The sequence below is a fragment of the Cupriavidus metallidurans CH34 genome (assembly GCF_000196015.1).
Classification (GTDB): Bacteria; Pseudomonadota; Gammaproteobacteria; order Burkholderiales; family Burkholderiaceae; genus Cupriavidus; species Cupriavidus metallidurans.
The window spans coordinates 2,770,121-2,795,020 of sequence record NC_007973.1 but is presented as its reverse complement, the minus strand read 5'-3'; the positions used below and the strand labels follow the sequence as shown (position 1 = coordinate 2,795,020).

General features: G+C 61.1%; 25 protein-coding genes and 1 tRNA gene. 17 read left to right on the top strand and 9 right to left on the bottom strand.

The genetic code is table 11. From position 1 onward, the window contains the following. Positions 1 to 76 precede the first annotated feature (76 nt). The 3 genes from RMET_RS12910 to RMET_RS12900 form a co-directional block, all read right to left on the bottom strand. Positions 77 to 577, bottom strand: a complete 501-nt coding sequence (locus RMET_RS12910; protein WP_011517149.1) for a dihydrofolate reductase — start codon at positions 575 to 577, stop codon at positions 77 to 79. Then, positions 574 to 1,368 (bottom strand): thymidylate synthase, encoded by a 795-nt coding sequence (locus RMET_RS12905; protein ID WP_011517148.1) that lies wholly within the window; start codon positions 1,366 to 1,368, stop codon positions 574 to 576. Before RMET_RS12905 ends, RMET_RS12910 begins: the two co-directional genes overlap by 4 nt. 107 nt (positions 1,369 to 1,475) lie before the next feature. Further along, positions 1,476 to 2,174 carry a TerC family protein gene (locus RMET_RS12900; RefSeq protein ID WP_011517147.1) on the bottom strand — a complete coding sequence of 233 codons (699 nt, stop codon included), beginning with the start codon at positions 2,172 to 2,174 and terminating at the stop codon, positions 1,476 to 1,478. A gap of 571 nt (positions 2,175 to 2,745) precedes the next feature. On the opposite strand from RMET_RS12900, the gene egtD reads away from it, so the two are divergent. Beyond that, positions 2,746 to 3,834, top strand: a complete 1,089-nt coding sequence (gene egtD / locus RMET_RS12895) for an L-histidine N(alpha)-methyltransferase (RefSeq protein ID WP_011517146.1) — start codon at positions 2,746 to 2,748, stop codon at positions 3,832 to 3,834. A gap of 130 nt (positions 3,835 to 3,964) precedes the next feature. Then, a complete protein-coding gene (gene egtB / locus RMET_RS12890; protein WP_011517145.1) occupies positions 3,965 to 5,221 on the top strand; it encodes an ergothioneine biosynthesis protein EgtB in 1,257 nt (418 codons plus the stop codon). Between the two features lie 76 nt (positions 5,222 to 5,297). On the opposite strand, the gene RMET_RS12885 is transcribed toward egtB, so the two are convergent. Beyond that, positions 5,298 to 7,202, bottom strand: coding sequence for a DEAD/DEAH box helicase (locus RMET_RS12885; RefSeq protein ID WP_011517144.1), 1,905 nt, complete (start codon positions 7,200 to 7,202; stop codon positions 5,298 to 5,300). Positions 7,203 to 8,018: 816 nt separating this feature from the next. Then, positions 8,019 to 8,789 carry a PP2C family protein-serine/threonine phosphatase gene (locus RMET_RS12880; RefSeq protein WP_011517142.1) on the bottom strand — a complete coding sequence of 257 codons (771 nt, stop codon included), beginning with the start codon at positions 8,787 to 8,789 and terminating at the stop codon, positions 8,019 to 8,021. A gap of 109 nt (positions 8,790 to 8,898) precedes the next feature. Between RMET_RS12880 and RMET_RS12875 the strand changes: the two genes are divergently transcribed. The 7 genes from RMET_RS12875 to RMET_RS12830 all read left to right on the top strand — a co-directional run bounded on the left by RMET_RS12875 (position 8,899) and on the right by RMET_RS12830 (position 15,359). Continuing rightward, positions 8,899 to 8,973, top strand: a tRNA-Arg gene (locus RMET_RS12875). A 109-nt stretch (positions 8,974 to 9,082) separates the two neighbouring features. Continuing rightward, positions 9,083 to 10,459 (top strand): phage integrase, encoded by a 1,377-nt coding sequence (locus tag RMET_RS12870; RefSeq protein WP_011517141.1) that lies wholly within the window; start codon positions 9,083 to 9,085, stop codon positions 10,457 to 10,459. A 198-nt stretch (positions 10,460 to 10,657) separates the two neighbouring features. Then, positions 10,658 to 11,563 (top strand): DUF5677 domain-containing protein, encoded by a 906-nt coding sequence (locus RMET_RS12860; RefSeq protein WP_152560163.1) that lies wholly within the window; start codon positions 10,658 to 10,660, stop codon positions 11,561 to 11,563. A 469-nt stretch (positions 11,564 to 12,032) separates the two neighbouring features. Beyond that, complete coding sequence (locus tag RMET_RS12850) at positions 12,033 to 12,701, top strand: recombinase family protein (RefSeq protein WP_011517138.1); 669 nt, start codon at positions 12,033 to 12,035, stop codon at positions 12,699 to 12,701. Between the two features lie 769 nt (positions 12,702 to 13,470). Then, positions 13,471 to 13,680, top strand: coding sequence for a hypothetical protein (locus tag RMET_RS32280; RefSeq protein ID WP_011517133.1), 210 nt, complete (start codon positions 13,471 to 13,473; stop codon positions 13,678 to 13,680). A gap of 141 nt (positions 13,681 to 13,821) precedes the next feature. Continuing rightward, positions 13,822 to 15,020 (top strand): IS3-like element IS1087B family transposase gene (locus RMET_RS12835; RefSeq protein WP_085959070.1). Its coding sequence is split into 2 segments (ribosomal slippage): positions 13,822 to 14,137 and positions 14,137 to 15,020, totalling 1,200 coding nucleotides; the frame shifts between segments, so codons are not numbered across the junction. Between the two features lie 84 nt (positions 15,021 to 15,104). Continuing rightward, complete coding sequence (locus RMET_RS12830; protein WP_198162174.1) at positions 15,105 to 15,359, top strand: hypothetical protein; 255 nt, start codon at positions 15,105 to 15,107, stop codon at positions 15,357 to 15,359. Between the two features lie 161 nt (positions 15,360 to 15,520). On the opposite strand, the gene RMET_RS12825 is transcribed toward RMET_RS12830, so the two are convergent. Next, complete coding sequence (locus RMET_RS12825; RefSeq protein ID WP_152560279.1) at positions 15,521 to 15,727, bottom strand: hypothetical protein; 207 nt, start codon at positions 15,725 to 15,727, stop codon at positions 15,521 to 15,523. A 55-nt stretch (positions 15,728 to 15,782) separates the two neighbouring features. On the opposite strand from RMET_RS12825, the gene RMET_RS12820 reads away from it, so the two are divergent. The 7 genes from RMET_RS12820 to RMET_RS12785 all read left to right on the top strand — a co-directional run bounded on the left by RMET_RS12820 (position 15,783) and on the right by RMET_RS12785 (position 21,071). Further along, positions 15,783 to 15,980 carry a hypothetical protein gene (locus tag RMET_RS12820; protein ID WP_011517131.1) on the top strand — a complete coding sequence of 66 codons (198 nt, stop codon included), beginning with the start codon at positions 15,783 to 15,785 and terminating at the stop codon, positions 15,978 to 15,980. Further along, the gene (locus RMET_RS12815; protein WP_011517130.1) at positions 15,977 to 16,282 is read left to right on the top strand and encodes a hypothetical protein; all 306 of its coding nucleotides are present in this window, start codon (positions 15,977 to 15,979) and stop codon (positions 16,280 to 16,282) included. The genes RMET_RS12820 and RMET_RS12815 overlap by 4 nt, the downstream gene beginning before the upstream one ends. A 503-nt stretch (positions 16,283 to 16,785) precedes the next feature. Further along, positions 16,786 to 17,331 (top strand): transposase, encoded by a 546-nt coding sequence (locus tag RMET_RS32275; RefSeq protein ID WP_124682078.1) that lies wholly within the window; start codon positions 16,786 to 16,788, stop codon positions 17,329 to 17,331. 111 nt (positions 17,332 to 17,442) lie between these two features. Further along, on the top strand, positions 17,443 to 18,882 hold the full coding sequence (locus RMET_RS12800) for an IS481 family transposase (protein ID WP_008651549.1): 1,440 nt from the start codon (positions 17,443 to 17,445) through the stop codon (positions 18,880 to 18,882). Continuing rightward, positions 18,879 to 19,712: an ExeA family protein gene (locus tag RMET_RS12795; RefSeq protein ID WP_008651548.1), complete on the top strand. Its 834-nt coding sequence runs from the start codon at positions 18,879 to 18,881 to the stop codon at positions 19,710 to 19,712. The genes RMET_RS12800 and RMET_RS12795 overlap by 4 nt, the downstream gene beginning before the upstream one ends. A 53-nt stretch (positions 19,713 to 19,765) precedes the next feature. Then, positions 19,766 to 19,981: a hypothetical protein gene (locus RMET_RS12790; RefSeq protein WP_011229369.1), complete on the top strand. Its 216-nt coding sequence runs from the start codon at positions 19,766 to 19,768 to the stop codon at positions 19,979 to 19,981. A gap of 433 nt (positions 19,982 to 20,414) precedes the next feature. Beyond that, entirely contained in the window at positions 20,415 to 21,071 is a 657-nt protein-coding gene (locus RMET_RS12785; RefSeq protein WP_152560281.1) for a hypothetical protein, read from the top strand. A gap of 148 nt (positions 21,072 to 21,219) precedes the next feature. Here RMET_RS12785 and RMET_RS12780 read toward each other — a convergent pair whose 3' ends face one another. After that, positions 21,220 to 21,594, bottom strand: a complete 375-nt coding sequence (locus RMET_RS12780) for a hypothetical protein (protein WP_011517127.1) — start codon at positions 21,592 to 21,594, stop codon at positions 21,220 to 21,222. Positions 21,595 to 21,893: 299 nt separating this feature from the next. Beyond that, the gene (locus RMET_RS12775; RefSeq protein ID WP_011517125.1) at positions 21,894 to 22,727 is read right to left on the bottom strand and encodes a 2OG-Fe(II) oxygenase; all 834 of its coding nucleotides are present in this window, start codon (positions 22,725 to 22,727) and stop codon (positions 21,894 to 21,896) included. 892 nt (positions 22,728 to 23,619) lie between these two features. Here RMET_RS12775 and RMET_RS12770 point away from each other — a divergent pair. Continuing rightward, positions 23,620 to 23,868: a hypothetical protein gene (locus RMET_RS12770; protein ID WP_011517123.1), complete on the top strand. Its 249-nt coding sequence runs from the start codon at positions 23,620 to 23,622 to the stop codon at positions 23,866 to 23,868. A gap of 89 nt (positions 23,869 to 23,957) precedes the next feature. Here RMET_RS12770 and RMET_RS32270 read toward each other — a convergent pair whose 3' ends face one another. Further along, positions 23,958 to 24,665 carry a fimbrial protein gene (locus RMET_RS32270; RefSeq protein WP_157139108.1) on the bottom strand — a complete coding sequence of 236 codons (708 nt, stop codon included), beginning with the start codon at positions 24,663 to 24,665 and terminating at the stop codon, positions 23,958 to 23,960. Positions 24,666 to 24,900: the final 235 nt, after the last annotated feature.

Genomic DNA, 24,900 nt, shown 5'->3' with positions numbered 1-24,900 from the left:
CGGGAGAGACGACAAGGGCCGATCAGGGACGACGAAGGGCGGCGCAAGCGGGTGAACCCGTTTGCGCCGCCCTTTTTTATTCTTCCCCGGAAGCCGGCCGTTCGTACGTCACGAACGCATAGTCGAAGCCATTCGTTTCCGAATGGTGGAGCTCACGCGCGGTCTCGACCCATGTCGTGCGGTCCACGGCCGGGAAGAACGCATCGCCTTCCACATCCGCGTCGATTTCCGTGACGATCAGGCGATCGGCGCTCGGCAGTGCCTCCGCATAGAGTTGTGCGCCGCCGATCAGGAATACCTGTTCCGCACCTATGCACAGCCGTTGCGCATCCTCGATCGATCCCACCACATCGGCGCCCTCGATATGCAGGTCGCGGTTGCGGGTCACCACGATATTGCGGCGCCCCGGCAGCGGCCGGCCGATCGAATCCCAGGTCTTGCGACCCATGATGATCGGCGCGCCCATGGTCGTGCGCTTGAAATGCTGCAAGTCTTCCGGCAGGCGCCACGGCAAGGTGTTGTTACGGCCGATCACGCCGTTGCGCGCGCGCGCGACGATCAGTGTCAGCAGCGTCATACGGCCACCGGCGCCTTGATCGCGGGGTGCGACTCATAGCCGACCAGCTCGAAATCGTCGTACTTGTAGTCGAAGATGCTGTCGGGACGATGCTTGATTCGCAGCGTTGGCAGCTTCATCGGCTCGCGCGAAAGCTGCGTCTCCACCTGCTCGAAGTGGTTGCTGTAGATGTGGCAGTCGCCACCGGTCCACACGAAATCGCCCACGCCCAGGTCGCATTGCTGCGCGATCATGTGCGTCAGCAGCGCGTAGCTGGCGATGTTGAACGGCACGCCGAGGAAAATGTCGGCGCTGCGCTGGTAGAGCTGGCAGGACAGCTTGCCATCGGCCACGTAGAACTGGAAGAACGCGTGGCAGGGCGGCAGCTTCATCTGCGGGATCTCGCCCACGTTCCAGGCCGACACAATCAGCCGGCGCGAATCGGGGTTGTCGCGGATCTGCTGCACGACCTCGGTGATCTGGTCGATATGGCGACCGTCCGGTGTCGGCCATGCGCGCCACTGGTAGCCGTAGATCGGGCCCAGTTCGCCGTTGGCATCGGCCCATTCGTCCCAGATGGTGACGCCGTTGTCCTTCAGGTACTTGATGTTGGTCGAGCCCTGCAGGAACCACAGCAGTTCATGGATGATCGACTTCAGGTGCAGCTTTTTCGTGGTGACGACGGGAAAGCCCTCGTTCAGGTCGAAGCGCATCTGGTAGCCGAAGACCGAGCGCGTACCGGTGCCGGTGCGGTCGGACTTTTCGGTGCCATGCTCGTACACATGGCGCATGAAGTCGAGGTACTGTTTCATCGGAACAGGAAGTGGGAAGTGACGTCGGCGTGCGGGCCGCAAGCGGGGATTTTAGCCTGAAAGCAGAAAGCCGCACGAAGGCGGCTTTCTGCGTCAGACGCGGGGTGTCAGTTGGCTTGGGTGGACGGCTCCCGGCGCTTCTGCGTCAGGTAGCCGGCGCCCAGCACGCCGCCGACGATCACCAGGTACAGCGCCCACTTGATGATGGGTTGCGCCTCGAAGAACGGCTTGGTGATCGGCTCGCCCAGGATCATCTTCACAGCCGTGAAGGCCAGCACGCCGGCACCCACGTAGATGATGGACGGGAAGCGTGCCATCAGCTTGAGCACCAGGCTCGAGCCCCAGACCACGATCGGAATACTGATCAGCAGACCCAGCACCACCAGCAGGAAGCTGCCGTGCGCGGCGCCGGCGACGGCCAGCACATTGTCCACGCCCATGACCGCGTCGGCGATGATGATCGTCTTCATCGCGCCCACCAGCGTGCTGGCTCCGCTGCCGTGCTCGTCACCGTCTTCCTCGGCCGCCAGGAGCTTGTAGGCAATCCAGACCAGCGCCAGGCCACCCACCAGCAGCAGGCCGGGGATCTTCAGCAGCCAGACCACGCCGATGGTCATCGCCGAACGCACGACCACGGCACCGATGGTGCCCCAGACGATGGCTTTCTTTTGCAGGTGCGGCGGCAGGTTACGCGCCGCCAGGGCGATCACGATGGCGTTGTCGCCGGCGAGTACCAGGTCGATGACGACGATCGACAGCAGCGCTGTCAGGAACTGCATCGTGAACAGATCGGTAAACCACTCCATGTAGGCTCCTCAAGTGCAAATTGCTGCGGGCCGGTCGGGCCAGCAAGTTTTTTTGACACCTGGGATTACGGAGCGACGGAAGTTGCCGACAAGGGCGGGACTGCCTTTGCAAACCGTAACACCAGGTTGCAAAGGTCTTGCTCGACACGCTGGTACGGTATGCGCACCAGGGTCAGCACAACCGGAGACGGGTCAGCGCCTCGGAATGACGATTGTGCTAAGGGCATGGGCCCCCAAGCTACTCCCCTTTAACTTCCCTTTGGAAGGGACGCTGACACCGGATGCTCCGGCGTTTTGCGTTGGGCGCGATTATACCGAAGCTGCGGGAAAAATGTTGCGTCACCGACAATGTGTCTGAATGTATGGACAAGGTGTGTAGGCAAAAAGCGGGGCTGCCGGGCCATGCAATGCATGACGCACGCATATGCATATGCGCCTATGCTTGTTGGATTGGCGGTCGGTCGGTGTGCGCCAGACACGACAGGAGCGCACCCCACGCCAACCGTGTGCCCGTCGTGCCATGCGGTCTTTGAGGGATTCACGTAGTGCCCATCGACAATAAGGAAACGTCATGCCGGCTGTTACGACACCACTGAACCCGTCTCGCCCCCAGCCTCAGTCTCTCCACCACGCCAACCACCATTCCGCTCCCGAACACGCGCAGGACCCGACGCCACGCCTGGTCGTGGCGAACGGCGCCCATGCCGCGCTCAGGCCGGAGTTCATTCAGCAATATCACGAGAACAGTGACGCGCTGCGCGCCGAGATCGTCGCCGGATTGCTCCGGTCGCAGGCGGGTATCAGCCCGAAGTTCTTCTACGATGTGCTCGGCTCGCGCCTGTTCGAGGCCATCACCGACTTGCCGGAGTACTACCCGACGCGCACCGAGGCGTCGATCTTCGCCAGCGTCGCCCCGGCGATCGCGGCGCGTGCCGGCAGCGGTTGCGTGCTGATCGACCTCGGCGCCGGCAACTGCGAGAAGGCCGCCCGGCTTTTCCCGAGCCTGCAACCGGCCCAGTACGTTGCGCTCGATATCTCGGTGGATTTCCTGCGTGGCACCCTGTCCGGGTTGCAGCAACAGCATCCGCATATTCCGATGCTCGGTCTGGGCACGGACCTGTGCGGGCCACTGGACCTGCCACCCAACGTCAGGCGGGGCCGCCGGTTGCTGTTCTACCCGGGTTCCAGCATCGGCAATTTCACACCGATCGACGCGCTGGCGCTACTGCAGCGGCTGCGCGCGGTGACGGGCCATGGCGATGGTGTGCTGATTGGCGTGGACCTCTACAAGGACGCTGATACGCTGGTCGCGGCCTATGACGATGCCCTTGGTGTCACGGCCGCGTTCAATCGCAATGTGCTGCGCAATGTGAACCGGATCCTGGGCAGCGACTTCGCGCTCGAGGACTGGCGCCACGTGGCATCGTTCGATCAGCAGGCATCCCGCATCCAGATGCACCTTGAGGCCGAGCGCGCGGTGACGGTTCGCTGGCCTGATGGTGAACGCAACTTTGCCAAAGGGGAGCGGATCCATACCGAGGACTCGCACAAATATCGGCCCGAGGATTTCGCGATCCTGCTGGAGTCGGCTGGTTTCACCGACCCCGTAAGCTGGACCGACCCACGCGGCTGGTTCGCCGTTTTCCACGCGCGCGGCTGAGCGCCAGCGGAGAAGCCGCGGCGCCGGCAGGGGGATAGGGCGCGCGGGAAATGGCACCGGCTCGCCGGTGTCATAATGCGCGCAGCCGGCGTGTCCGGCTTTTCTTTCACCCTCAGTCACGGACCTTGCGATGAGCGGCTTCTCCATGCTTCCCGATCTCCACTTTACCGGCGGCAAGGCGGCGTGGCCCGATGCGCGGCGTCTGCCGCGCGAGGGGCTGGCGCAGGCACTCGTGGAATCGCGCAACCGCACGCTGGCGTGGCTGGGTGCGTTCGGTCAGACACGCCGTGGCTGGACCGTCCCGCGCCAGTACGATTGCAACCCGCCGCTGTGGACGCTGGGCCACGTCGCCTGGCACGCCGAGTGGTGGTGTCTGCGCGGTGTGCGCCATCTGGAGCAGGGCGGTATCCGCCTGCCGGTAGCCAGCGAGCCATCCTTGCTTGATGGTGCTGATGAATGGTTCGATCCCGAGCGCATTGGTCCTGACGAGCGCTGGGAAATCGCGCTGCCAGATGTATCGCGCGTCAAGCAGTACGCGGCCCAAGTGCTGGATGGATTGCTGCGCCGCATCGCGCTGCTGGCCAACGACGATGATGCAACGCTGTACCCGTTCCGCCGCGCGCTGTACCACGAGGATGTGCAGGGGGAGACCATCGCGGCATTGTTGCAATCATTGGGCGTAGCGCCGGCTGAGCCGGCATCCGTGGGCCTGGCGGCATCGGTCTCTCACAACGACGCGCTGCATTTTCCGGGCGGAAACTTCACGCAAGGCTGGAGCGATGCAGATGGTTTCGCATGGCCCGATGAACTGCCGCCCCAGAAGGTCTATGTGCCGGCGTTCGAGATGGATGCGGCACTGGTCTCCAACGCGCAATACCTCGAGTTCGTCGAGGACGGCGGCTATGAGCATCCTGCGTACTGGTCCGCGGCGGGCCGCCAGTGGCTGATGATGCAGGAGCGGTCCGCGCCGCGCTACTGGTCTCGCCATGCCGTGACGCGAAGCTGGGTGGTATCGCGCTTCGGAGCCGAGCGCACACTCAACCCTGATGAGCCGGTGCGGCACGTAACCCTGTTCGAGGCGCAGGCATGGTGCGTGTGGGCGGGTCGCCGCCTGCCGCAGGAAATCGAATGGGAACTGGCGGCCACGCAGAATCGCGGACTCCAGTGGGGCGCGCTGCGCGAATGGACCGCCACGCCATACGAGCCCTATCTGGGCTTCAGCGCGGAGCCGACGGACGGCGAGATCGTCGGCCGCTTCGGCACCCATCAGGTGGTGCGAGGTGTGTCGTTTGCGAGCCCTGCGCGACTGCGCCATACGCGTGCGCGAACCGCGCTGTTGCCCGAGGACGATGTGTCGTTCGTCGGGTTCAGGACGTGCGCGGTGTGAGGGGGTATCAGCGGCTCGCGCTCGTCGCACGCAAGCCGGCGGCATAAAAAAAGGCACCCGAAGGTGCCTTTTTTATTTATCGCTCGTAACGCGAGCGGCTGTTGCGCTGGCCGCCGAAGCCGCCGCGATCGCCACCGCGGTCACCGAACTTGCGGTCGCCGAAGCTGCGATCGCCAAAGCTACGGTTGCCGTCGCGCTGGCCGTCACGGTTGCCGCCAAAGCTGCGGTTACCGTCACGTTGCGTGGCGTCACGGTTGCCATCGCGCTGTGCGAAGTCGCGGTTGCCGAAGCTGCGTTCGCCACCAAAGCTGCGCTGCTGAGCTTGGCCTTGACCCTGGCCTTGACCTTGACCACGGTAGCCGCCATTGCTATTGCCATTGCTACGGTCGCCGAAACCACGCTCACCACGATCGCCGAAGCCACCACGGTTGTCGTCGCCGAACGGACGCGGGGCGCGATCGCCGAAACCACGGTTGTCGCTGCTGAATCGGCGCTCGCCGAAGTTGCGGTCGCCGCTACCTTCGCGGTTACCGCGATAGCCACCGCTGCCGTTGTTGCCGCGATAGCCGCCACCGGTGCCACCGTTGCCGCGGAAGCCGTCGCGGCCGCCCGGCTTGCCGCCGAAGTTCGAGCGCGGCTTCGGCGAGCGACGCGGTTCGAAGCCCTCGATCACCGAGGCGTCGATGCGGTTGTTCGTGAAGCGCTCGATACGGCGCCACTGGAACATGTCACCGTGGTTCACGAGGTTGATCGCCACACCCGAGCGACCGGCACGGCCGGTACGGCCAATGCGGTGCACGTAGTCTTCCGCCTGCTTGGGCAGGTCGAAGTTCACCACGTGGGTAATGTCGGGCACGTCGATGCCGCGCGCGGCCACGTCGGTGGCCACCAGCACGCGCAGGTTGCCACGGCGCAGGGCCGTCAGCGTGCGGTTACGCGCGCCCTGAGTCATGTCGCCATGCAGCGCGCCGGCGGAGAAGCCGGTGTCCGACAGGCGCTCGGCCAGCGAATCGGCATCGCGCTTGGTAGCGGTGAAGACGATGGCTTGCTTGAGCGATGCATCGCGCAGCAGGTGGTCGAGCAGGCGCTCCTTGTGCGACATGTCGTCGGTGAAGTGCAGGCGCTGTTCGATGTTGCTGTGGTCGGCGCGCGCGGCGGCGATTTCGATGCGCTGCGGGTCGCGGAGCTGGCGCGAGGCCAGTTGGGCGATGCGGGCGTCGAGCGTGGCCGAGAACATCAGCGTCTGGCGCGATGCCGGCGTGGCGGCAACGATGGCGTCGATGTCGTCGGCGAAGCCCATGTCGAGCATACGGTCGGCTTCGTCGAACACCAGCATTTCCAGCGCGGACAGGTCAATGCGGCCGGCTTCGATATGGTCGAGCAGGCGGCCCGGCGTGGCCACGAGGATGTCCGGCATACGGGCCAGCATGGCCAGTTGCTTCGGGTAGGGCATGCCGCCCAGGATGCTGGCGCAGACGATACGGCGCAGATGGCGGCCATACTTGGCGGCGGCTTCGGTTACCTGCAGGGCCAGTTCACGCGTCGGCGTCAGCACCAGCAGCGACGGCTGGGCCGGAGACGGACGGGGGCGCTTGCCCTTCATGCGCTTGGCCGGTTCGGTCGGACGATGCGTGGCCGGCTTTTCGCTGATGCGCTGGATTGCGGGCAGCATGAACGCGGCGGTCTTGCCCGAGCCGGTCTGGCTGGAAACCAGCAGGTCGCGGCCGGCCAGGAAGGCGGGGATGGCCTGCGCCTGCACCGGTGTCGGTGTGTTGTAGTTGGCTTCGGCCAGTGCGCGCAGGATAGCGGCGTCGAGGCCGAGTTTTGCGAAGCCGTTTTCCGAGGCCTCCACGGCCGGTGCGGCGTCAGCGTTCAGCATGGCGTCGAGCTTGTCGAGCGGGCTGGCGGCATCGGCGGGCGTGGCGAATGCGTCGGTGGCGGAGGCAATAGGCTGCTCCGCACGGAAATCGTGCTGGGTCATGTCGTACGTCTTAAAAATGCATGGCACCCCTGGCAGATGTGCGCGAAGGGGTGGGCGCAGTGCAAAGTCTTAAAAAGGCTTCGGCGCCAATCGGTGGGCCGTTCGACAGACTCAGCTGGCAAAACGGCGGCAGGCAGGGGCGACTGGTTATCGAGAAACCAACCGGAACCCTGGCAGGCAAACAGCTAACAATCGGGCTGTTCTTCAGGATCGGAGACGAGGCAGCGTCAGGTGAGTGGTGCGTTCTGGCCAGGCACCTGTCAGCGATACTTCCGAGAAAATGACAGAGGCAGGGAGCAGAGCTTGGGAGGTAGCGGATACGCCACAGCGTTGAAAGCCGGGCGAGTTGCGGAACTCACAGTGCGAAACTCACGGCGCGGAGTATAGCAGAACACCGAATATTTTGTTGCGGTGCGAAAAGTCCGAAAAGGTAACGGGATGTATCGCGCACATGGCTTGCATGTCCGGCCTTGCTGCCTATACTCCAGAGCGCGAGCATCGATGCTCGTACGGGGCGGACGACGACAAGTCCCGCTGATCCTGCCTTTGGCAAGGTTGGCTTGCCACTCGGCCCCGGCATTGCGGTCATTGTTGCCATTGCCAGGTTTTCTTCGACTGTCCGGGTGGTCCGGATGGACGTCCGCGTCATGGGCGGAATCACGGGAAACATGCTTGGCACAGGAATGACCGGAATTGCCGGCGACGCAGACCCAGGAGGTCCGGGCCCGTCCGCAACCCAAGCCCGCCACTCAGTTGGCGGGCTTTCTATTTGAGGCGCATTTGGTGCGCTGCTTGCGATGCGCCAGGTCTGGCGGGTCAGCCCGTAGTGTCCGGCGACAAGTACGATTCCGAGCTGCCGTCAGCTTCGCTGGCCCGGATTACCACCACTGTGACGTTGTCCTGACCGCCGCGCGCCAGCGCCAGTCTCACCAGTTCATCTGCCGCGTGCCGGCAATCCCAGGAGGCCAGTACCGTGGCGATGTCCGTATCGTCGACGTCGTTGTAGAGGCCATCGCTGCAGAGCAGGAACATGTCGCCGTCCCGGACGTCCAGCGTGAGGGTCTCCAGGTCAAGCGTGGCGGCCGCCCCCACGGCGCGTGTGATCGCGTTGTGGGCGGGATGGTGTTTCGCTTCGTCGGCGGTGATAAGGCCACGCGCGCGCAATTGCTCCACGTGACTGTGGTCGCGTGTGAGCTGTTGCAGATGGTTGTCGCGGAGCAGGTAGAGCCGACTGTCGCCTGCCCAGAGACAGGCGCATTGATGCCCGCGCGAGACGAGCGCTACCACCGTGCTGCCGATCACGCGTACCCGCGCATGCCGTGCTTCATCCATCAGCAACTGATTGACGCCGAGGATGGCTGCGCGTGTATCGGCGATGGCCTGATCGAGATCGCCGGGCAGCGATAGCGTCGATAGTGCCTCCACGATCGAGCGGCTGGCGAAATCGCCATGCGCGTGGCCGCCCATGCCATCGGCCACTACCCAGAGGCCGGGCGCGGCGAGCCACGCGTCCTCATTGCGCGCCCGCGCGAGCCCAACATCCGTGTGCGCGGCGGATTCCCACTGGAACGCTGTTGTGTTCTCCATATGTCCAGCATAGCGGCTGCCGCCGATCCTGCGCCCGAGTTTGCTATACTGCGCCCCGTCTTTTGGCTCGCCTGCCCCGATGCGGCGCGAGCCCCAGGCAGACGGTCCGCTCGCCGTAGTTCAATGGATAGAACGAGCGCCTCCTAAGCGCTAGATACAGGTTCGATTCCTGTCGGCGGGACCAAGTTTCCGCCCCTGGGCACCATGAATTCCTTTGGTAATCAAGGAATTGCAGCAGCTTAGCACCAGCCTAGAGTAGTTTCGGTGGGGTAGTCTTGTGAGATAGACTACTCATGAAGCTGACTCTCGGTGTTCTGCGCGTGACTCTCAAACATGCCTTCCTCCGTGGTGGTGTCATCTACTACCAGCGAGCAATCCCGAAAGACCTACAGGACCGCTATTCCGCCAAGCTGGTGAAGGCCAGCCTTGAGACTGGTGATGTGCTGGTAGCAAAGCGGAAGATCGAGCAACTAAACCGCGAGCTTGAAGCGGAGTGGGCGATGATGCGCGGCCACCCCGAGGCGACACCTAAGACCATCCAAGGGCAGGCCGTTGAGTTGCTGCGCAAGTGGGGCCTCACGGCAACCCCAACGGATGACGATGAGGACGCTATAGACCTCTTCCGCGAAAGCCTGGACGAGAAGCGCCAGCGATATGCGGAGGGCGATGACGAGGTGTATAGCGATGCGGACGGTAGCGAGTACCTGAGCCCCGTCGAAATCAAAGCAGCGCAGATCATCGCGGGCACCATCAAGCCTGTCCTCAGTGAGGCCCTTGAGTTGTATCTGAAGGTGCATCCGAAGCGGAACGACAAACGCTTTGAAGACGGTGCAAGGCTTGTCTTTAAGACACTCACGGATGCCATAGGCGACAAGCCGATTGAAGACCTCTCACGGAGTGATGCGCACAAGTACGTTGCTGCTGAGATTGCCCGTGGGGTGAAGACTGGCACTGTCAATCGCTACATGAATACGATCCGCGCCATTATCGGCACGTGGTTGCGCGAGAAGGAAATTGCCAAGGCCAACCCATTCACCCGGATTCCGATCCCAGAGAATGGCAAGGATGCAAAGAAGCGGGAGCCCTTCACCGAGCCAGAACTCAAAACACTCTTCGCTGCGTGCAAGACCAAGGATGATGATGTCCGGTGGTTGACTGCCATCCTAGGGGACACGGGAGCACGCCTAGCAGAGATAGCAGGGCTGGCCTTGGATGACATCAACCTTGATGCTGAGATTCCCCACGTTGTCATTCAGCCGCACCCTTGGCGGTCCCTCAAGAATGACGTGAGTGCGCGTACAGTGCCGCTCTTGGGTCATGCCTTATGGGCCGCTCAGCGAATCAAAGAGACTGCAAGGAAGGGCCAGCGTTTCGCCTTCCCCCGGTACACCTCAGCGGACAAGGCGGGCACCGCCGTAGAGACAAAGGCCACTCACGCATCCAACACTATTGCGAAGTGGATACGGACGCTGAAGGTTGATGGCGTGAAGATGAACCACACCGCGCATGAGCTACGCCACACGATGGCCGACCGTCTGCGGGAGGTAGGCTGTCCTCCCGAGATTCGCCTTGCAATAGGTGGATGGGCGATTGACGGTATTGGGGCCACCTATGGCAAAGGCTATACGCTTCGCGTCATGTCCGAGTGGCTCGGGAAAGTGACCATCTGAGGAGGTGGATCATGGCTGTTATTTTTCCTTGTGGTCAGTGCGAAGGGCGGAGCCACATCACCAGTCCCTCAGGTCAGCCTCAGGATTGCCCAAGGTGCAACGGAAGGGGCTGGCTTGAGTCCACTGAGGTAACGCCAGAAGAGCATAGGGCTTGGTGGGGCAAGCAAGTGGAAGTTGGTCATGTGAATGGGGGCAAGGGTGAGTGAGCAAGCCGAAGGCCAGGAGATTCCAGATATCAAGCGCGTAGAGGTCTCCCCGGAGGAACTCGCCAAGTTCACCGATGAGGAAGATTTCACGGGCCTCTCTGTGGACCTGATGATTGAGCAAGGCTCTTGGACCTGTTTGACCGCAAGCCTTCTCCCCGGTGAGACTCGCAAATGGGACCGGGATCAGGCCATTCTTGGCGGCCTTCTCGTGAGGTTCTACAAGCTGGCGTCCGCCTTGCTTGACCAGACCTGTCAGCACAGACGAGAGACTACCTTTGTACTCGGGCGGCTCGCTATCGAGTGCATGATTAATATTCAGTACTTGGTCAGCACCAACTCCAAGGCGGTGTACCAAGCCTACGTCATTGATTCCCTTCGGCATGAGAAAAAACTCATGGACCGAATTGAGACCAACATCGCTAGTCGGAGTGGGGTAATGCTACCGATTGAGGCGAGGATGCTCGGGTCAATCCAAAAGTCTTTCGATAAGTCCGGGGTTAAACCGGAGGAGGTCACTAAGCAGGCAGCGAAGCCCTGGAAAGACGTGGACCTCTACCAACGTGCTGATGCTGTTGGACTGGGCGAGGCATACCTCGGCCTGTTCGGAGGACCGTCACACAATGTCCATGGCTCGTGGCAGGACCTCATTGAGTATCACCTCCACCACGATGGAGAAGGCTTTACTCCTGAACTGGCGTGGCACAGGCCGCGTCCGCAGGTTCTCTTCACGCTAGCAAGGATCGGCGTTGAGACTCTCATGGCCTACCTTGAGCACTTCGCAGGGGATGGCGCGGAAGGAGTAATCAGCGAGTTACAAGACCTTGGGGACCGTATCGAGATTGCCAATCGGGCTCATGAGGCGTTTCTGTCGGCAAGGCAGAGCAAAGAGACCGCCTGAAATCCTACACCGCAAAAATCTGAAAGCCTCCCCCTCGACTTGGACTTGGGCGTTTCCCCCCGTAGGGGTGGCGCACTGCCTGCCCACGTGCAGCGTTTTGCGCCCTGGAGTTTTCTTGCTAGCTGGGTTGCTCCCTTCAACACAGAGGAGCAGCAATGTCCCGCATCACCATCGACCTTCCTTACATCCGACTCGGCAACGTGGAGGCATTCATTGAGCGTGTGTCCCCACGCAAGCGGGGCTCATGGTTCAACCTCCAGCGTGACACCTCGGGCTTCCACCTCGGGGGTCTCTGGTTGGACGTGCAGGTGAACCACTGCGCTAGACCAAGGGGAAACGCTGGTTAAGTTTGGGCATACGGTAACGTATCCAGCGAACCACAGCCCATTCGGTAACGTAACTAGGTGTTGACATGCCTATTCGTTACTAGTTACGATTCTCACACCTAAACGTTACCGAGGGGCACATCATGGCAATTCGAGCGTATCTCCGTGCGTCCACTGCGGACCAAGATGCAGACCGCGCAAGGGAGAGCCTGACCAAGTTCGCCACAGAGCAGGGCGCACGTATCACGACCTTCTATGTTGAGAACGCCTCGGGAGCCTCCTTGGACCGCAACGAACTAGACCGCCTCATTGATGAGTCACGGTCTGGCGATGTCCTGTTGGTGGAAGGTATCGACCGCCTGACCCGGTTGACTCAGGATGATTGGAAGACCTTGAAGCAGCGCCTAGCGAGCAAGTGCATTCTGATCTGCGCCAAGTTCGTCCCGATGACTCACGATGTCCTCCAGGCTACGCAGGCTCAGCGATCAGACTGGGCACACGATGCGGTCAAAGCGGCAATCCGTGACTTGATGATTGAGCTTGCAGCAGCGAAGGCCCGAGAGGACTACGAGGTGCGCCGTGAGCGTGCTGAGCAGGGTATCGCTAGGCGGAAGGCAAAGGATGCCGCTGGGGAAACCGACAGACCCGGCTACGGGGGGCGCAAGGCAGACGCAGACATGCACCGGAAGATCATTGACCTACGGAAGCGGGGCATGTCCTACAGCCAGATAGTGGACACCCTAGGGACAACCCGACCGACCATCTCAAGGGCACTCAAGGCCGCTGGAATGTTGGGCACTGAGGCGGCGTGAGGGCAATTAGCCCCTACATTAGGATCAACCAGTCGTCCTTGCATAACAGGACCAACCAGTTTGGTTGCGCATTAGGACCCATAATAGGATCAACCAGTTCGGCCCCCCACACTAGGACCTGGACAATAGGACCGGCAAATGTCGGGGTTGCACAGTAGGATCAAGGTCCCACTATATAGAAGAGTTGGCTCTCGCTGGCCCACAGTAGGAAGGAAGCAACAGCCGGAACGCTTTGGTAGAGGGCTCCGGTGACAGGTCACCTTCCCACAACAACTCGGGTAACGCTCAGGGCAGTTCAGAGAGGCTCTGTGCTGAGCAGCATTCCTTGTTAGAGGTTACAGGCCCCAGGCTCCGAAAGGACTTGGGGCTTGTTGCTTTTCTGGCGTGCCTGCGTCTGAGGCAATCAGTTCCTCGCCCCACCTCAGCGGCCACCTAAGGGCCACCTCTTTTTTTCCGCAATTAAGCCAACACCAAGCAAACCAACTATGCCATCGGAATCCAACCTCGCTTACGCCCGACGACTCCCTCAGGCCACTTCAACGGTCCTGCGGATGCGCTTTGAGGCGGAGCTTATGGGCCAGCTTCGCGCTGTCCAAAACAATCCCGCGTTGACCGTGAAGAGAGGCCGCAAGCCTAGCACCAGCGTTCTCGTGCGGCGTGCCGTGCAACGTTACGCGGCAGACATCTCAACGATGGATGAAGCGGAACTCACTGCCGAAGTTCTCGCTATCCACCGTCTCATCTAACCCCCCGAACTCCAAACATAATCATGACAACACGCGTACATACCGAAAAAGCAAAAGCCGGGCAGAAGTTCTTCGGCTTGCCTGAGTACAACCCCGCTGTCACTCCCACCGCGACCATCAATGGTGGCGCTTCAGTGCCCCTTACGGCTGTCCCTAGCGGGATCGTTCTGACGACCCCAGCAGCACAGAATGATGTTGTGGTCATCACCTTCGATCAACTTCTGTACGGCTGAGCGGCAACATGAAACTCCCCTTCCGGCAACTTGATGTCGGGGAATGGTGGAGCGGCCCCTTGAATCTCAGGACACCCGGCACCTCTTACAATAAGAGGTAGTCTTGTGACTAGTTTCAAGCCTAGGCAAATCGTGGAAAGCATCGAAATTCTTACCGAACCTGAGCGGCGGCGGCGCCGTTCAGTCCAAGAAAAGCTCGCCATCGTTCAGGAAACGATGGAGCCGGGTGCCACGGTTTCGGCGGTTGCCCGACGGCATGGGCTCAATCCCAATCAGGTGTTCGCATGGCGCAAGCAATACCAGGAAGGAAGCCTGGCCGCTGTGAGCGCTGGCGAAGCTGTGGTCCCGGCCTCGCAGTTGGCTGCAGCGATGAAGGAGATCAGGGAACTGCAGCGGCTACTCGGAAAGAAAACGCAGGAAGCCGAGATCCTGAAGGAAGCCGTGGAGTACGGGCGCTCAAAAAACTGGATTGCGCGCTCGCCCTTACTGCCCGGGGACGACCAATGAAGACGGTCTGCGATGTCCTTGGCGTGGCGCGCTCTGCGGTGGCAGCGAAACAGGCCCGTTCGTCGGAATGGCGGGATGGCCGCCGCGCCCGCCAATACGACGACACGGCGCTGGTGGCTGAAATCCATGAGCTGGTTGCGGGCCTGCCGACATACGGCTACCGAAGGGTCTGGGCTTTGCTACGGCGCAGTCATGAGCTGAGCGGGGCCTCGCCCGTGAACGCAAAGCGTGTTTATCGTGTGATGCACGACCACCAGTTGCTGCTTCGCCGGCCTGGGCGACGACTCGATACACGTCGCCATGACGGTCGGGTCGCTGTCGACCGTAGCAATACCCGCTGGTGTTCAGACGGCTTTGAATTCCGTTGCGACGATGGTTCGCCGCTACGCGTCACCTTTGCGCTCGATTGCCATGACCGAGAAGCCATTAGTTGGGCGGCGACCACCGGCGGGCACAGTGGGGATATTGTTCGAGATGTCATGCTGGCGGCCGTCGAGCAGCGCTTTGGCGCCGTGCAGACCGAGCAAACCATCGAATGGCTCTCGGACAACGGCTCGGCGTACATCGACCATCGTACGCGCAGCTTCGCGCGGGAACTGGGCCTGGAGCCACTGACCACGCCGGTGCGTTCTCCGCAGAGCAACGGTATGGCCGAATCCTTCGTCAAGACCATGAAGCGCGATTACATCGCGTTCATGAACAAGCCCGACGTGCCGACCGCGCTCTCTCAGCTAACGGTCGCGTTCGAGCAATACAATGACTGGCATCCGCATAAAGCGTTGAAGTATCGTTCGCCTCGGGAGTTCCGACGCGCCGCAACATCATCAACTTAACGGTGTTCGGGTGTCCTGAGTTACAGGGTCAACTCCAAATGGTTCGAGCGGACGTTACTGCTTAATGGCGAGGAGATGGGTGCTTTGATCCTTCTCGAAAGCCTCTACTGGCGCAACGGAGCACTTCCCTCTCAGGATGACCTAGAGGCCCACCGCGTTGCACGCAGCATCACCCCCGATGTCTGGGCGAAGGTTCTCAGGCTGTACTTCCCCGATGGCCGTGCAGTGCATCTCGATGATGAACGAGAGAAGGCAATCACGAAGTCGAAGGCCAGCAGCACCAACGGAGGCAAGGGCGGCAGACCGCGTAAGGCCACCGAGAAGACCGAAGACTTCTAGCGAAATGAAACCCCTAGGTTTCTCCTAGGTTTTTTCTCGCTTTTCCCTTCGCTTAGCGACCCAAAAGCTAACAAGAACAAGAACAGAAACAAGAAGAGGAAAAGGAAGAGGACATCCACATACGTGCATCCCTGATACGGCTTCGCCGTGTATGACCATGTTCATGGATTTCTCTTCATGGATTGGTCGCCCAGCGAAGCGAAGCTGAGCGCCACGGTCAGCCCACTTAGGTTCAACTCAAGTATCCCCCAGCCATGACAAATCCCATTGATGCCGATCCAGGCAGGACGCTTGCCGTCCTCGAACAGATGAAGACCAACTATCAAACACTCATCCCCCAATGCTATCTCCGTTTCTTTGAGCGCCATGTGAGTCATCTGGTCGCCAGGGCAAACGGCAAGCGAATGCTCCAAGGAGGCCGTCATGCAGCACGCTAAGGGCAGCACGAGGAAGCAACGTAAGCGGATGCTCGAAGGGGACGACCCACACGATGACCTCCGCATGAGGCTGGAGCTTTTCATTGAGAAGCCTTCCGATCACGGGCGACTGCTCTCACTGATTGGCGGTCTGGTCGATCTGGAATTGAGCGCGCGCCTATCTGAGGTGCTGCCACCAGCATGAATGACGACACCGTATGCCGGGTCAAAGACGTGACCTCAACCATTGCCACGCTCATCCGGCTTGGTCTGGTGCGGAAGCTAGACAACGGCACCTACGAAACCACCGGAGCGCATCCCAGAGTTCCCACCGAAGTCTCCCCGCTCGCCACTCCTCCAGTTAAACCCGTTGACCCCTACAGCCCCACCGGACTCCGCAAGCGCGGCTATCGCGTCATGGAAGGTAAGACCGCTGCTGAGGACCGTGTTGAGGTCGGCGGTGGGTTCTATCGCATCACTGCCGCCCGAGAGAACGGGCTCATCTGACTCACATGAAACTTCACCTCACCGGCGACCGTAACCAATGCCCCACGTGTCGCCTCTACTTCAACTCCACCTCCGCTTTCGACAAGCACCGAGTGGGGACATGGGATGACCGGAGATGTCTCACGGTCCCCGAGATGGAAGCCTTGGGCATGGCAATCAACAAGGCTGGATTCTGGGTGGGTCGGCCCCGCTCAGGGAATGCCATTCCCAGCCGCACGTAACGCCCAAACAGCCGCGATCTACGCATGGGAGTACCTACCCTACATGCTCCCCAGAAAACGGCTGATTTATTGAAATTCACTTAGCGCGCAAGCGCCAATGACAAGGACTAACAATGACTGAGTTTTACCAAGCCTCTCCCGATGCTGATGTGCATAAGCAGCTTTCGTGATGCCGAAAGCGTGGGGATTTGAGCAAGAACGGTGATGGACGCTGGAGGGGTTCCCTCAGGGAGCGTGCATGCACGCGCCTGAGGGAAGATGTCGCCTTTATTGTGTCGAGCAATGAAGGAGACCTCAGCAGTGTGCCATGCCTTGCTACAAACGCCAGCGTTTTTTGCCCTGTTGCGCCGGATCGACGAAGACTTGATGAAGGTGGCGCGAGACAGGGGCTGCTGCCATTGCGGCTCTGTGCTGCACAGTGCCAACTATCCGCGTAAGCCGCGCGGATGCCCACCGGCAGCACACCCGGACTGCAATACGCGCCTGAGCCTGTGCTGTGCCGGATGCCGCAAACGCATGACGCCCGATTCGGTGCGCTTTCTCGGCCGGCGTGTCTGGCTGGCCATTGTCCTGGTACTGCGATCGAGCCGTGCCACTGGCGCCTGCCTGGACGGCCTGCCGGCGATCAGTTGGGCCACGCTCAAGCGCTGGCGTCAGTGGTGGACCGAGACCTTCCCCAAGACCCCCGTCGGTCGGTGGCTGCGTGGCCTCATCCCGCCAACGCCCGAGCCGTTCATCTATCCCGACTGCCTGCTGCAATCGGTCGAGCACGACAGCGAAGACGAGCGTCTGGCCGCGGTGTTGCTTCTGCTGCTGGGCCCGGCCTGACCACGCTGGCTGAGGGATGCGCCAGATAGGGGAATCTCCCGCAGAACATGTCGATGGCGGGTCACCCGCACTGCCCGTAGCCTGCTCCCGTTATCCCCCCAACGGAGAGTCATGTCACTATCGATTGATCATCGCAACCGATGGGCGCGCTTGCGCTTCTCGGTCATTGGCCCTTTGCTGGCTTCGCCGCCTGCCAAAGGAGAATTGCAGCAAGCGTTCCAGGCACTGGCCGCCAAGGTCTGGCGGCACCCCATCACCGGCGCCGACGTTCAGTTCGGCGCGTCTTCCATCGAACGCTGGTATTACCGGGCCCGTCACGTCCAGGATCCGGTCGATCAACTCAAGAACCGACTGCGCGACGATTGCGGCCACTTCGTCAGTCTGAGCCCAGCCATCATCGAAGCGCTGGTCGAGCAGTACCGTCAGCACCCCGGCTGGACCATGCAGTTGCATTACGACAACCTGCGCGTCGCGACCAAGGATGGCCCGGACACGCTGCCGTCCTACACCACGGTGTGCCGGTATCTGAAGGCGCAGGGTCTGGTGCGCAAGCCAACCCCGCGCTCGAGCACGGATGGGGCCATCGCTGCTGCGGCTCGCCGCGAGGCACGCGAGGTGCGTAGCTACGAGGTCGACCACGTGGCCGCGCTCTGGCACCTGGACTTCCACCATGGTTCGCGCAAGGTGCTCACCCCCGATGGGCAGTGGCACAAGCCGCTGCTGCTCTGCATTATGGACGACCATTCGCGGCTGGTCTGCCACCTGCAGTGGTTCCTCGACGAGACCACTGCCTCGCTGGTGCACGGCGTCTCGCAGGCGATCATGAAGCGAGGGCTGCCGCGGGCCATCATGACCGATAACGGCGCAGCCATGATGGCCGACGAGTTCGTCGAGGGGCTGGCCAGTCTGGGCATCCTGCACCAGACTACCTTGCCCTACAGCCCATACCAGAATGCCAAGCAGGAACGCTTCTGGGGACAGCTCGAGTCCCGGCTGATGGCCATGCTCGAAGGTGAGTCGCACCTCACCCTGGAGCAATTGAACCTCGCCACGCAGGCCTGGGTCGAGCAGGAATACCACCACAAGGAACACGCCGAACTCGAGGCGACGCCTCTGCAGCGCTACCTGTCCTGTGCCGACGTCTCGCGCCCCAGTCCCGAGGCGCTGGCCTTGCGCCGGGCCTTCCGTATCCGCCAGCATCGCCGCCAGCGCAGAACCGACGGCACCTTCACGTTGGACGGCGTGCGCTTCGAGATCCCCGGCGCTTACCGCCACCTCGAGCAAGTCTGCCTGAGCTACGCGCGCTGGGATCTCTCCCAAGTCGACCTGATCGATGCGCGCATCGGCGCGATCCTGGCCGCCGTGTTCCCGCTGGACAAGTCTGCCAATGCCGACGCACGGCGCGCGCATCTCACGGCCAAGGGTGCCTCGCCTGCTAACGAGGAACCCGCGCAGGCTGGCACTGCGCCGCTGCTGCGTCAGTTGCTCGCCGAACACGCCGCCACCGGCCTGCCGCCGGCCTATCTCCCACCCGCACCCACCAAGCTATGAATCAACCCAACCTGCTGGCCTTGTACGGTCTGAAGTTCAACCCCTTCGCCCAGGACATCCCCGTCGAGGCCGTGTTCGTGCCACCCAAGCTCGATCACTTCTGCTGGCGCATTGAGAACGGTATGGCCCGCGAAGGCGGCTTCGCCATGGTGCATGGCGACCCCGGTTGCGGCAAGAGCGTCACGCTGCGCCTGCTCCATCAGCGCCTCATGCGCGTCCCCGATCTGATGGTCGGCTCGATCGCTCACCCACAGAGCAATCTGGCGGACTTCTATCGCGAGCTCAGCGACATCTTTACCGTACCGCTCAAGCCCCACAATCGCTGGGGCGGCTTCAAGGCGCTGCGCGAGCGCTGGCTCACCCACATGGAGGCCAGCCGCCGCCGCTGCGTGCTGCTCATCGATGAAGCCCAGGAGATGGCGGTGCCAGCCCTCTCGGAACTGCGCCTGCTCGCACAGGCACGCTTCGACTCGCAATTGCTGCTGTGCGTGGTGCTTGCCGGCGACGCTCGCCTGCCGGAGAAGTTCAGCCGCGAGGACCTGATCCCGCTGGGCAGCCGCATCCGCTGCCGTCTGGCGCTGGAGAGTGCGAGCATCGACGAGCTGCAGGCCTGCCTGGACCACTTGCTGGCCGCCGCCGGCAACGCCACCCTGATGACCATGCCATTGCGCCAGACCCTGTGTGAGCACGCCGCCGGCAATTACCGCATCCTGATGAACCTGGCGGGCGAGCTTCTGGCCCAGGCCGCGCAGCGGGAGCTACCGCAGATCGACGAGAAGCTCTATCTGGAAACCTACAGCGCAACCCTGAACCGCCGCGCCAGGCGGTGAGTGGCGCCGTTGGCCATCGCCGCCACGTCCATCAACACAACGACGACATCACCATGACCTTCCACCAGCCATCCGGCATCGCCCAGGGGCTGCCCCTGCTCATTGATGCCAACTGGACGCCCGCGCAGGCCTGGGCTGTGATCGAATTGCTCGACGATCTGCGCGACCGTCTGCATGCTCACTATCAATTGGCCTTGGCCCAGTGGCTGGCCGAAGATCGGCAGGAGCATCCTGATGGCCTTGGCGATCTCGCAGATAACGACTTCTGATCCAGTAACAAGGGGCCCGCCGGGCCCCTTGTTACATCAGTGCCGCTGCTCCGCATCCGGTCCACCGCGATAGATCGCCACGTCCATCAGCGTTGCCCGACGGCACGCAACATTGGTGATGGACGGTGCCGCAGCCGACCATCAATTACCGTGCTCGCGCATCCATCGAATCTCGTGCTCACGCACAGCTGAGAGCAATAGCGTTACGACCATTCCCCTGACGCCACCCCCGGCCCACCAGAATTCCAGCACTAAGGTTGTCGGTGGGACCACATCAATCACCTTCCGGGCTGGTGGTGGTGCCACGACCACGACCACACACGGCACCGTCTCTGCTAGCGACCTCACGCCCTACGGTGATGATGACTGGCGGTCCACTGCCAAGAATAGTTTTGGCAACCCTGCCAGCAAGATCACGGAGGATAGTGTGGTCGTGATCGATGGTATGTCCGCTCAGGTTGGAACGCTCGTGAAGGCTGGCGTCCTGGTGGAGACCACAGATGGCTTCGAGTTGGCATCCAAGGGGACTCCTCAGGATGACACTGAAGAGGAAACTCAAGTTGAACCCGGAGCGATGCCCGCTGATGTGGTTGACGCCGTGAATAGTGCGCTGGGCGGTATGTCCGACTCCACCGTGCAGAAGGCAGGTTCGATTGGCATCGCCGCTGCTGTCGGGGACATGACCATAGATGATGTGGTGGCAGGCGTGGCCCTAGACACGGGAATGGAGCCAGCCGAAGCAGCGCAGCGGACTCAGTTCGTTGTGGATGCCTATCAAGGGCAGGCTGACAACTTTGTTGTGAACCACCTCGGCATCCCCTCAGGTGACCTCCAGAACTTCTATGCGTTCTGCCGTCAGCCTGAGAACAAGGGAGCCTTGCAGACTGCCGTTCAGCAACAGGTGTTCGGTAACAGCATGGCAGCATTCAAGCCGTTGGTTGAGGCGTACATGTCCAACGTGGCCCCGAGTGCCAGGGCGCTGGCGTCCCGAGGGTTCGAGACCAAGACCGCTCCGAATGGGGAGGAGATGGTACGGATTCAGGGGACGTGGATGGCGACTAAGGTGGCCGCTAAGGTTGGCCTGATCTAAGGCGAGGTATCGCCGGGGATCTAGAAGGCCGGTTTGGGGTGGGGTAACATGCTGGGGTAATTCAACCCACCCCACGAACCCCCTCTAGGCCAGTGCTGGCTTTGCGGGGCGCTAGTTTGGTTCCTTTGCCTGTCGGCGGGACCATCATTCAGTCTGCACTGGCCTCTCCCTTTATCGTTTCTTCCGATCGTTTCGCGCCGCGCCGTCTCTCGCTGTAGGAGAACGCCTTGCTGCGGAATGTCCTCGCTCCTACATCGTGCCGGTAGTCCAATGCATATGCTCGAGAAAGGAAAAGGCTGAACAGGAGTGCCATATGAAGCCCATTCTTGTGCTTCTCGTCACCTCCGTGGCGCTGCTCGGTGGGTGCGTCATTACCCCCGATCATGGCGATCACAGAGGCGGTGGGTATTACGGCGGAGATGGTCGATCTGATTACGATCGAGATCACGATCACGGAGATCGTGATCGGGGCGATCACCGGGATAACGATACTGACCGGGATCGCTGGCAGGGCGGCCCGCACTACTAGCGTGTGTCCTGATCGCGTGCCAGGCGGCCACGGCTGGGTTGGGGGCTCCCTACGTATTTCCAGGCGGGGCAGGTCGTCACCAGCGGAAGCGTCAGCGCCATTGCGGCGCTGTACATGAACTATCCGTAGTTGCTGCCACGCGACGTGGCCAACGGTAGATGGGGTGGCTGGAGGCGCCCCATCTTGTGGACAAGGCCGATACTCAGGTAGGGCGGGACGGACAAAGCCATCCTCGCCTGCGGTTATGCTGACATCAAGACTTGTTGCTGGAAATCAAGGTGAATTGACTTGCCTTAGAAGTTGCCGTCGCCGCCGAGTTTCTTGATCAGCTTCCGAGCCGAATGAGCTATGCCATTCTTCAGCAGCTTGGCACTGCCTTCCGCTCCCTGTGTATTGACATAAATGGTGCTATGGTTATCAGCCACCACATCATCGCGTCCATCGGTGTAGTAATACACGCTCAGCGATTTGCGGGTGACGCCGCCAGAGCTCACGGGAACTGGATGGCCGTGATACGAAATTTCGTTCGTTTCGAAGATGACGCAACGGTTTAGAAGCGGCAAGACGCTGCTGACCATCTGCTTCTTTTCCATATCCCACAATTCCAGGCAGCCACCCCACTCTTCCTTCCAGCCCGGGTTCATGTAAACCAACAGGTTTAGGCGTCGATCGAGGTTTGAGCCCCTAAGCCGGTTAAAGTCGATGTGAACACTCAGGAACCCGCCATCGCGGATCTGATGGAGGCCGGCACCCTGCAGGTCAGGGTCCTGCAAAAGCTGCGGAATACCTGTGATGCGGCCGAGGAGGGTACGGAATTCGGGAGAATTGACCTCGCGATAGAACTCGCCTGCCACGGTTCCCTCTACGTCGGGGGTGCCCCACTTACCCTTGGTATGTACGTCATTGCCATTCTGCCAAGCTTCGTCAATCGCCGGGTAGGACTTGTAGATGCGTTCGGCTTGGTCTGCGTGCAGAAAATTGTCGATAACGATATAGCGGAACGGGCGTTGCTGGGCGAACTCGTTCGTAAGCAAGTGTTCCTCACGCAGCAACCGGGCTACATCGATAGTCTTGATGTTCTCGAAGCCGTCGGCTGGTCGTTCGACAACTTGCGTTGCTTGTTCCATTCTTGTTTCTCCTGTCTGCCAAATTAGCGGAGTTGCGTACCCGCGCGCGATTGTAGCAGGATGTGCTCTCCTCAATTCACGCGGTCTCTGTGAAAGCAATGAGATGCATATCTCACATTTATCTCGCGGAGATATTGGTCTGTGCCGGCGCCGCGCGTCGGCATCATGGCCGACACTGCGCCGTCTTGCAGCGCTCGCTGCAACTCCATGACTGCAATCGTTTCGCCGCTCGGCAGGCAGGCCGATCCTCCAACACTTCCAATGCAGACAACACGAGGCTAGGTTGATGATCACGGCAGCCGCCGCAAAGTTGGATAACACTCGGCCAATGATTTTGTCCGCGCTTTGGCGGCTGGTGGTGCGCAGGCTATCGTCGGAAGTGAGGCGTTACCGGCTGTCCACGTTCCATTGCCCATCCCATGCTGACTGATGCTGTGTCTATGACTCCCCGGTGGGATCATCATTCCATTTGCAGCAGTTCTCTACTTGTCAGCTTTCCAGTCATGACCACTTAGCCTTGGCACATTGATTGTCTGCGCTAGCATCCGGAACGATCCGAACATGAAAAGTTGTGGCAGATCATATGCTTCGCAGTTGTAGCGAAGAACTGGCCGGATGCGCTGCTACGCTTCAAAGATTCTTCGGAAGAATACTGATGAAAGCACTGGCCAGTACATTCTTTGCCCTACTACTCACCGGCTGCGCGATCGGGTCCAACTGCTCGTTGGGACAGCGCGAGCCCTGCAAATTCATACCGTTCATCCCGCCGCCCGGGACCACAGTCGTTCCTGCGACGGCACCCCGTTAGGTCCACGGGGCAGGCGTATCGTTGAGGATCAAGTCATGCGCGGGTACATTGCGCTGACGTCCATGCGGTATACGGAGCCTGACCATGCAGACCGACCCTGAATACTGGTTTCACGCCAAGCGCTATGGCTGGGGGTGGGGGCTCCCGACTTGCTGGCAAGGTTGGATAGCCTACGGCGCGTACTTCGCGTTGCTAGCGCTGGCTGTCTTCTTCTTCCGCGTTGACCACCGTCCCGTTGTCTTTGTCTTCCTCGTGGTGATCCTGAGCCTGGCGCTGTTTGTCGTTTGCTGGATCAAGGGGGAGCCGCCACGCTGGCGTTGGGGAGACGACTGATTGGCCCGTCGCTGATCTACCTATCCACCTTTTGGCAGGCCATTTCACGATGGTCTGTTTTCAATTTGGCCAGTGTCCGCGCCCGCCGGTCATTGATAACTGAGCGTGAACGTTGCCAGCGCTCTGACAGCGCCGGGTCTGACGGTTCCGGTTGCAACGTAGCGCGCGGTCAAGGGCACAAGGGTGGTGGCGGCAGACGGCCCCACGTACCATTGCCCGGGGTTTCCTCGTGCAGCGGAATCGGCGCCAAAGGTGATTGGCGTGCCGCCTCTCGACAGTCGAAGCGCAATGCCGCGCGCCGTGGAATCAAGCGCCGGCGTGAGATCGTTTGTCCTGTTGACGGGCCGGATTGCGTCCGTCAACGTGATATGGATGCCGATACCGGTTGGACACGACAAGCTGATGTTGAAGTCGGCGCGTTCGGTGCTTACTCTGCCGACCGGCAGCAGGCTCGCAAGCCTGACCGGGGGCAGCGGCACCTCGACGTGCGGTGTCGTGACGGTGCAACTGTTGGCCATGACTCGCGTACCGGGTGTGATCGTGATGGTTCGGGTGACTGTATCGAAGCAACTGCCCGAGAACTGGACGGTCATGGAGGGCAGGCTGGTCAATGCGCCGGACTTGATGGGACCAGTCACGATGAGTTCAGCCGAGAAGTAGTCCACGGCGGCGGCGTTTGGACTCGGTGGAGAAAACGTCGTCCTCGATGGTGCTGCAGCCAAACCCCCCGTCCAGCCGTCGGTCATTGCAAAACGCATACCTATGCCCGCCAGATTGGTCTGGTACGCATTGGGCATTCCTGGCACTGGAATCCCACTGACACTCGTTGTTTTCGTTACTGGGCACCTAACATCGGAAAGTCTAAGGCCGGGGTTTTGCCACGCGGTTGCCAGTTGCCGTCCAACTCCTTGGTCTCGCGAAGACGTCAACGACGTCCCAAATGACAGGCTGAACGGGGTCCCTGCGGTGCTTGGATAGATGATCGAACCTGCGGACACTGGCTGGATTGGGGTCAAGAAGATGTAACCACCG

Excerpts from the sequence above, each read along its gene's own strand:
- RMET_RS12910 (WP_011517149.1), bottom strand. The coding sequence starts at position 577 with ATGACGCTGCTGACACTGATCGTCGCGCGCGCGCGCAACGGCGTGATC.
- RMET_RS12905 (WP_011517148.1), bottom strand. The coding sequence starts at position 1,368 with ATGAAACAGTACCTCGACTTCATGCGCCATGTGTACGAGCATGGCACC.
- RMET_RS12900 (WP_011517147.1), bottom strand. The coding sequence starts at position 2,174 with ATGGAGTGGTTTACCGATCTGTTCACGATGCAGTTCCTGACAGCGCTG.
- egtD (WP_011517146.1), top strand. The coding sequence starts at position 2,746 with ATGCCGGCTGTTACGACACCACTGAACCCGTCTCGCCCCCAGCCTCAG.
- egtB (WP_011517145.1), top strand. The coding sequence starts at position 3,965 with ATGAGCGGCTTCTCCATGCTTCCCGATCTCCACTTTACCGGCGGCAAG.
- RMET_RS12885 (WP_011517144.1), bottom strand. The coding sequence starts at position 7,202 with ATGACCCAGCACGATTTCCGTGCGGAGCAGCCTATTGCCTCCGCCACC.
- RMET_RS12880 (WP_011517142.1), bottom strand. The coding sequence starts at position 8,789 with ATGGAGAACACAACAGCGTTCCAGTGGGAATCCGCCGCGCACACGGAT.
- RMET_RS12870 (WP_011517141.1), top strand. The coding sequence starts at position 9,083 with ATGAAGCTGACTCTCGGTGTTCTGCGCGTGACTCTCAAACATGCCTTC.
- RMET_RS12850 (WP_011517138.1), top strand. The coding sequence starts at position 12,033 with ATGGCAATTCGAGCGTATCTCCGTGCGTCCACTGCGGACCAAGATGCA.
- RMET_RS32280 (WP_011517133.1), top strand. The coding sequence starts at position 13,471 with ATGACAACACGCGTACATACCGAAAAAGCAAAAGCCGGGCAGAAGTTC.
- RMET_RS12825 (WP_152560279.1), bottom strand. The coding sequence starts at position 15,727 with ATGGCGCTCAAAGAAACGGAGATAGCATTGGGGGATGAGTGTTTGATA.
- RMET_RS12820 (WP_011517131.1), top strand. The coding sequence starts at position 15,783 with ATGCAGCACGCTAAGGGCAGCACGAGGAAGCAACGTAAGCGGATGCTC.
- RMET_RS12815 (WP_011517130.1), top strand. The coding sequence starts at position 15,977 with ATGAATGACGACACCGTATGCCGGGTCAAAGACGTGACCTCAACCATT.
- RMET_RS32275 (WP_124682078.1), top strand. The coding sequence starts at position 16,786 with ATGAAGGAGACCTCAGCAGTGTGCCATGCCTTGCTACAAACGCCAGCG.
- RMET_RS12800 (WP_008651549.1), top strand. The coding sequence starts at position 17,443 with ATGTCACTATCGATTGATCATCGCAACCGATGGGCGCGCTTGCGCTTC.
- RMET_RS12795 (WP_008651548.1), top strand. The coding sequence starts at position 18,879 with ATGAATCAACCCAACCTGCTGGCCTTGTACGGTCTGAAGTTCAACCCC.
- RMET_RS12790 (WP_011229369.1), top strand. The coding sequence starts at position 19,766 with ATGACCTTCCACCAGCCATCCGGCATCGCCCAGGGGCTGCCCCTGCTC.
- RMET_RS12775 (WP_011517125.1), bottom strand. The coding sequence starts at position 22,727 with ATGGAACAAGCAACGCAAGTTGTCGAACGACCAGCCGACGGCTTCGAG.
- RMET_RS12770 (WP_011517123.1), top strand. The coding sequence starts at position 23,620 with ATGCAGACCGACCCTGAATACTGGTTTCACGCCAAGCGCTATGGCTGG.
- RMET_RS32270 (WP_157139108.1), bottom strand. The coding sequence starts at position 24,665 with ATGCCCAATGCGTACCAGACCAATCTGGCGGGCATAGGTATGCGTTTT.